This window comes from Bifidobacterium sp. POST2/T3 (B1), assembly GCF_058197115.1.
Genome location: NZ_JBVPQK010000182.1, coordinates 1 through 5,242 on the forward strand (window position 1 = coordinate 1; position 5,242 = coordinate 5,242).

General features: G+C 63.9%; 5 protein-coding genes and 1 pseudogene. All 6 read left to right on the top strand.

What is annotated here, in order from left to right; genetic code table 11:
* Positions 1–582 (top strand): preprotein translocase subunit YajC (locus AC0AP0_RS08485; protein ID WP_490430153.1); only part of this gene is annotated, 582 nt, incomplete at its 5' end.
* A gap of 107 nt (positions 583–689) precedes the next feature.
* Positions 690–1,274 carry an adenine phosphoribosyltransferase gene (locus AC0AP0_RS08490; protein ID WP_110412910.1) on the top strand — a complete coding sequence of 195 codons (585 nt, stop codon included), beginning with the start codon at positions 690–692 and terminating at the stop codon, positions 1,272–1,274.
* A gap of 22 nt (positions 1,275–1,296) precedes the next feature.
* Positions 1,297–2,511: an ADP-forming succinate--CoA ligase subunit beta gene (gene sucC, locus AC0AP0_RS08495; protein WP_313841980.1), complete on the top strand. Its 1,215-nt coding sequence runs from the start codon at positions 1,297–1,299 to the stop codon at positions 2,509–2,511.
* The gene (sucD, locus tag AC0AP0_RS08500; protein ID WP_490430154.1) at positions 2,508–3,431 is read left to right on the top strand and encodes a succinate--CoA ligase subunit alpha; all 924 of its coding nucleotides are present in this window, start codon (positions 2,508–2,510) and stop codon (positions 3,429–3,431) included. The genes sucC and sucD overlap by 4 nt, the downstream gene beginning before the upstream one ends.
* Positions 3,428–4,804 (top strand): cell division protein PerM, encoded by a 1,377-nt coding sequence (locus tag AC0AP0_RS08505; RefSeq protein ID WP_445342645.1) that lies wholly within the window; start codon positions 3,428–3,430, stop codon positions 4,802–4,804. Before sucD ends, AC0AP0_RS08505 begins: the two co-directional genes overlap by 4 nt.
* A gap of 52 nt (positions 4,805–4,856) precedes the next feature.
* A pseudogene (gene purH / locus AC0AP0_RS08510) lies at positions 4,857–5,242 on the top strand (bifunctional phosphoribosylaminoimidazolecarboxamide formyltransferase/IMP cyclohydrolase); the annotation flags it as partial.

The following is a 5,242-nucleotide window of genomic DNA, read 5'->3' on the forward strand; positions in this document are numbered from 1 at the left end:
TTCATGATCGTCATCATCGCCCTGATGATCGCCATGATGTGGGGAAGCTCCCGCAAGAGCAAGCAGCAGCAGGCCGCGGTCCAGGACTTCCGCCAGTCCCTGCAGCCCGGTGACGAGGTAGCCACCACCACGGGCCTTCTGGGCAAGGTCGTCTCCGTGGACCTGGAGAAGGAACAGGTGGTCATCGACTCCGAGGGTTCGCAGTCCCGCTGGCGCATCCAGGCCATCACCAAGCCGCCCATCGTTCCGGCATACATCCACGATGACGAGGTTGACGAAAACGGCAACCCCCTGCCCGAGGACGCGGATGCGCCCGCCGAGGTCACCGCCGCTGAAGAAGACGACAAAGCCAGCGACAATGCCGACGGTGAGGAAACCGCCGCCGATGATGCTGCCGCCCAAAACTCTGCCGCCTCAGAAGGCAAGGATGATGCCGAGGCTAAGTCGGATACCCAGCCGGATCCTGAAGACGAATCGGACAAGGAAGAGACTGCGGAGAAGTCCGATGACACTGACGAATCGGATGCGTCCAAGGCTGCCAAGGCTTCCAAGACTTCGGATTCGACTTCCACCAAGTCCTGAACCTCATACGCGCGGCACACCTCCCGTCAGGCTGACTCCGAACGGAAACGCGGCGCGCGTATGATGGCCCCGCAACCACTTCCAAGGAGCAAAACAGAAAGAAGATCATGGCTCAATCGGACGATATCAAGGTTGGAGAACTTAAGCAGGTGGGCGATGATGACGCCGCTTATCTGATCTCATTGATCCGTACCATTCCGGATTTTCCCAAGAAGGGGATCCTTTTCAGGGACTTCATCCCCGCCATGTCGGATCCCAGAGGGTTGGCCATCATCCTCGACGCCATGAAGCGCACCCTGCCCGTCAAGCCGGAGGACTTCGACCTGGTGGCCGGGCTTGAGGCACGCGGCTTTCTGATCGGCCCCCAGCTGGCCACCGATCTGGGCAAGGGCTTCCTGCCCATGCGCAAGGCCGGCAAGCTTCCCGAGCCCACCTACAGCCAGGAGTATGCCCTCGAATACGGCAACGCCCGCATCGAAATCGAGCAGGGCTCCCTGCGCCCTGGCCAGCGGGTCCTGATTGTCGACGACCTGATCGCTACCGGCGGTTCCGCCCAGGCAGCAGCACGTCTGGTGGAGCAGGCCGGGGGCCAGGTGGCTGGTTTCAGCTTCGTCATGGAGCTCAACGGTCTGGACGGTCGCAAGGCCCTGGGTGCCTACCCGGTCACCTGCCTGATGAACATGCCTGCCTGAGCACGATTGGGGGACCTTCACCATGGATTTGTACGAATACCAGGCCAGGCAGCTGCTCGCTGAACATGGCATCTCCCAACCCAGGGCCGTCTATGCCTCAACCGCAGAAGAGGCCGGCCAGGCAGCCGACGTCATCGGCTACCCATGCATGATCAAGGGCCAGGCCACCATTGGCCATAGGGGACAGGCCGGAGCCGTCAAGCGAGCCGAGAATCACGATCAGGCCGTAGCCTTGGCCGAGGCCATCCTGCCCATGAACATCGATGGCCATCCGGTCAGCGGAATCCTGGTCACCGAGGCACGCAACATCCTGCACGAGTACTACCTGTCCATCTCGGTGGACCGCACCTCCCGGGACTACGATGTCCTGGCCACGGCCAGCGGCGGCACCGAGGTGGAGACCATCGCCCGCGAGCACCCTGAATCAGTCCGGCGCCTGCACATCGGCCCCCTGGAGGATTTCGACAGGCAGGCCGCCCGCACCATGGCCGAGCGCATCGGCTTCTACCATGCGGATCTGGAGCAGGCCGCGCAGATTCTTCTGGGCATGTGGCACACCTTCCAGGACAGCGACGCGACCCTGGTCGAGATCAACCCCCTGGCCAAGGTGGGCGACCCGGACGACGAGGCCACCAAGCACCTGGACGCCCTCGATGCCAAGATCTCCCTGGACGGGAATGCGGCCTTCCGGCACGACGGCTGGAAACGGTTCACGGACCCGGCGCAGGTCGACCCTCTGGAAGCCAAGGCCAAGGCCGCAGGCCTGCACTACGTCCATCTGGACGGCCAGGTAGGCGTCATCGGCAACGGCGCAGGACTGGTCATGAGCTCCTTGGATGCCGTGGCTGGGTCAGGACGCCGGCAGGGCGTTCCTGTTGGACCCGCGAACTTCCTTGACATCGGCGGCGGCGCCTCGCCCGAGGTCATGCGCACCAGCCTGGACGTGGTCCTCTCCGACCCCAAGGTCCGTTCGGTCATGGTCAATGTCTATGGAGGCATCACCTCCTGCCAGCAGGTGGCCCAGGGCATCCTGGCAGCCGTGAACGCTGCGGGCGAGCAAGACCAGAACGACGACCGGCCCATCGTGGTCCGATTCGACGGTAATGAGGCTGCCGAGGGACTGGACCTGCTGGCCAAGGCCCAAGAGCCTCGGCTCAAGGTGGCCCGCACCATGGAGGAGGCGGCGGACCAGGCCGTGGCCCTGGCCGCCCAGGCAGGAAAGGAGACGGGACGATGACCCTCTTCGTTGAAGACGGCGCCCCCGTCATGGTTCAGGGCATGACCGGTCGCCAGGGCATGGTCCACACGGCCCGCATGATGGCGGCAGGCACCAACATCCAGGCTGGGGTCAACGCCCGCAAGGCCGGAATCAGGGTCGACTTTGACGGCCCTGACGGCCAGGCTCGTCATGTGCCCGTCTATGCCGATTGCGCAGCAGCGCGGCAGGCGACCGGGGCTCGCACCTCCGTGGTCTTCGTCCCGCCCAGATTCGCCAAGGACGCCATGGTCGAGGCCATCGAGGCCGGCATCACCCTGATCGTGGTCATCACCGAGGGCATTCCCGTGGCCGATACCGCTTACTGCGTGGCCCTGGCCAGGGAACGCGGCTGCCGCATCGTCGGCCCCAACTGCCCGGGGCTGATGACCATGTCCGACCGGCCCAACGGCGTCGGCGCAGACCTGGGCATCATCCCGCAGGGCATCGCCGGTCGCGGCCCGCTGGGTCTGGTCTCCAAGTCCGGCACCCTGACCTACCAGCTCATGGGGGAGTTGTCCTCCATCGGCTTCACCGCCTGCCTGGGCATCGGCGGCGACCCCATTGTGGGCACTACCATGCTGGAGGCTCTGCAGGCCTTCAACCGCGATCCCGAAACCAAGGCCTGCGTCATGATCGGCGAAATCGGCGGCTCGGCTGAACAAGAGGCCGCCCGCTGGGCCTCCACCCACATGACCAAGCCCATCGTGGCCTATATCGCCGGCTTCACCGCACCAGAGGGCAAGCAGATGGGCCACGCCGGAGCCATCATCTCGGGCGGCAAGGGCACGGCTGCAGACAAGAAGGAAGTGCTTGAGTCCGTCGGCATCCAGGTGGGCACTACACCCGGCGAGACCGCCCGGCTGACACTCGACCTGCTACAGGAGCATGCCATCATATGACCGACAGGGTGAAAGTATGGCTCCGGGGGGCCCTAGAGGCCTTCCTAGCCATACTTATCTACACTGTCGCCCTAGGCGCCTGCATGGCCCTGCTCCTGCTCATCATTTCCATTGAGGAGGGCGGGCCATCACTGTCCATGGCCACCGTGGCCCTGACAGAAACCATCACCCTGCTCACTCAAGGCTGCGGTTTCACGGCCGGGGCCCTGACCCTGACCATCATCCCCCTGCTGCTGACCGGCCTGCTGATCTGGATGATCCGCTCCCTGGTCAGTCGGCTGGGCATGTCCGTCGGCGGCTGCATTGCCGGCCTGGTCGTCTGGGTGCTCTGCAGCCTCATCCTCATGCAGGGCAGCCAGACCATCCAGGTGGACACCACCCCGGTCATTCTTTTGCGGACCAGCCTGGTCTTCCTATTGGGTTACGGCTGGGCCTGGGTCCGCTCTGAACCGTTCCGCCAGGCTTTCACCAGACGCATTGAAGAGGTTCTGCCGGTCCAGGTCCGCAGGATCATCCGGCTCGGGCTCACGGCCGGCTTGATCCTCCTGGCTGCCATGCTGGCCGCCGGCCTGATCGCCCTGATCGTCTGGATTGTTCTCTATCACGGAGACGTGGGCCGCCTGTTCAAACTGACACGTATGGGCACCGCCTCGGCTGTGACGACCAGCCTGGCGTCCCTGGCCTGGCTGCCCAATCTGATTGTCTGGGCTGCCTCCTGGCTCTTCGGTGACGGTTTCAAGATAGGCCAGCTGGCCGCCTTCACCCTCTGGTCCGGACACGCCTCAAGCCTGCCCTCGCTGCCCCTCTTTGGGCTTTTCCCAGAGCCTGTCTCCCGGCAGGGGGTTCGTCTGCTCCTGCTCAACCTGCCCCTGCTGGCCGGAGTGGTTGTCGGCATTCTCTTGCTGACCGGGCCCTGGGGTGTCAGAATTCACGCTGCCGTGCGCCAAGCAGGTCTGAAATCCCGAGATACCGCAGTTTGCTTCCTGATGGCAACCCTGGCCATGGTCCTGGCCTGGATGTTCGCCCTGCTCGGTCTTGCCCTGCTTTTCCAGCTCTCCAACGGGGCCCTGGGCCGCCAGCGACTGGCCGGAGTGGGCGTGCCCATAGCCTCCTCCCTGCGCATGATCGGGACCTCCCTGGGGGTCGGCCTGCTGGGAATATGGCTGCTGGCACTTGTCATCGCCGCCCTGATCATCATCAAGGACGTCCTGATTGACTATCTGCGCCAGGCAGACGCCAAAAAGACTTCCGCCCAGGTGGAAAACAAGAAAAAACACAACCAATCACGCGGTCAGGAGGGAAAGGAGCCCAAGGCAACCGACCGAGCAGACACACCACGACAGGTCTCGTCCACCCGCAGACCAGGCAAGTAGGTCCGAAGGTGGCGGGGCGCCTCGGCATTCAAGCATAGGAGTAGGAGTTTCCATGGTCACCACGAATCGAACCATCAACCGAGCGCTGGTCTCGGTCTACCACAAGCAGGGCCTTGAGGCCCTGGCATCGGCCTTCCGCCAGGCAGGCACCGAGGTCGTCTCCACCGGCAGCACCGCAAAGAAGCTGCAGGATCTGGGCGTCCAGGTCACCCCGGTGGAAAAGGTCACCGGTTTCCCTGAGAGCCTTGGCGGCCGGGTCAAAACCCTGGATCCGCACATCCATGCCGGGCTGCTGGCCGACATGACCAACCCCGACCATGTCCAGCAGCTCAAAGACTTGGGCATCGCCCCCTTCGACCTGGTAGTGGTCAACCTCTACCCCTTCGAGCAGACCGTCCTTGATGGTGCAAATGCTGACCAGTGCTTGGAGCGCATCGA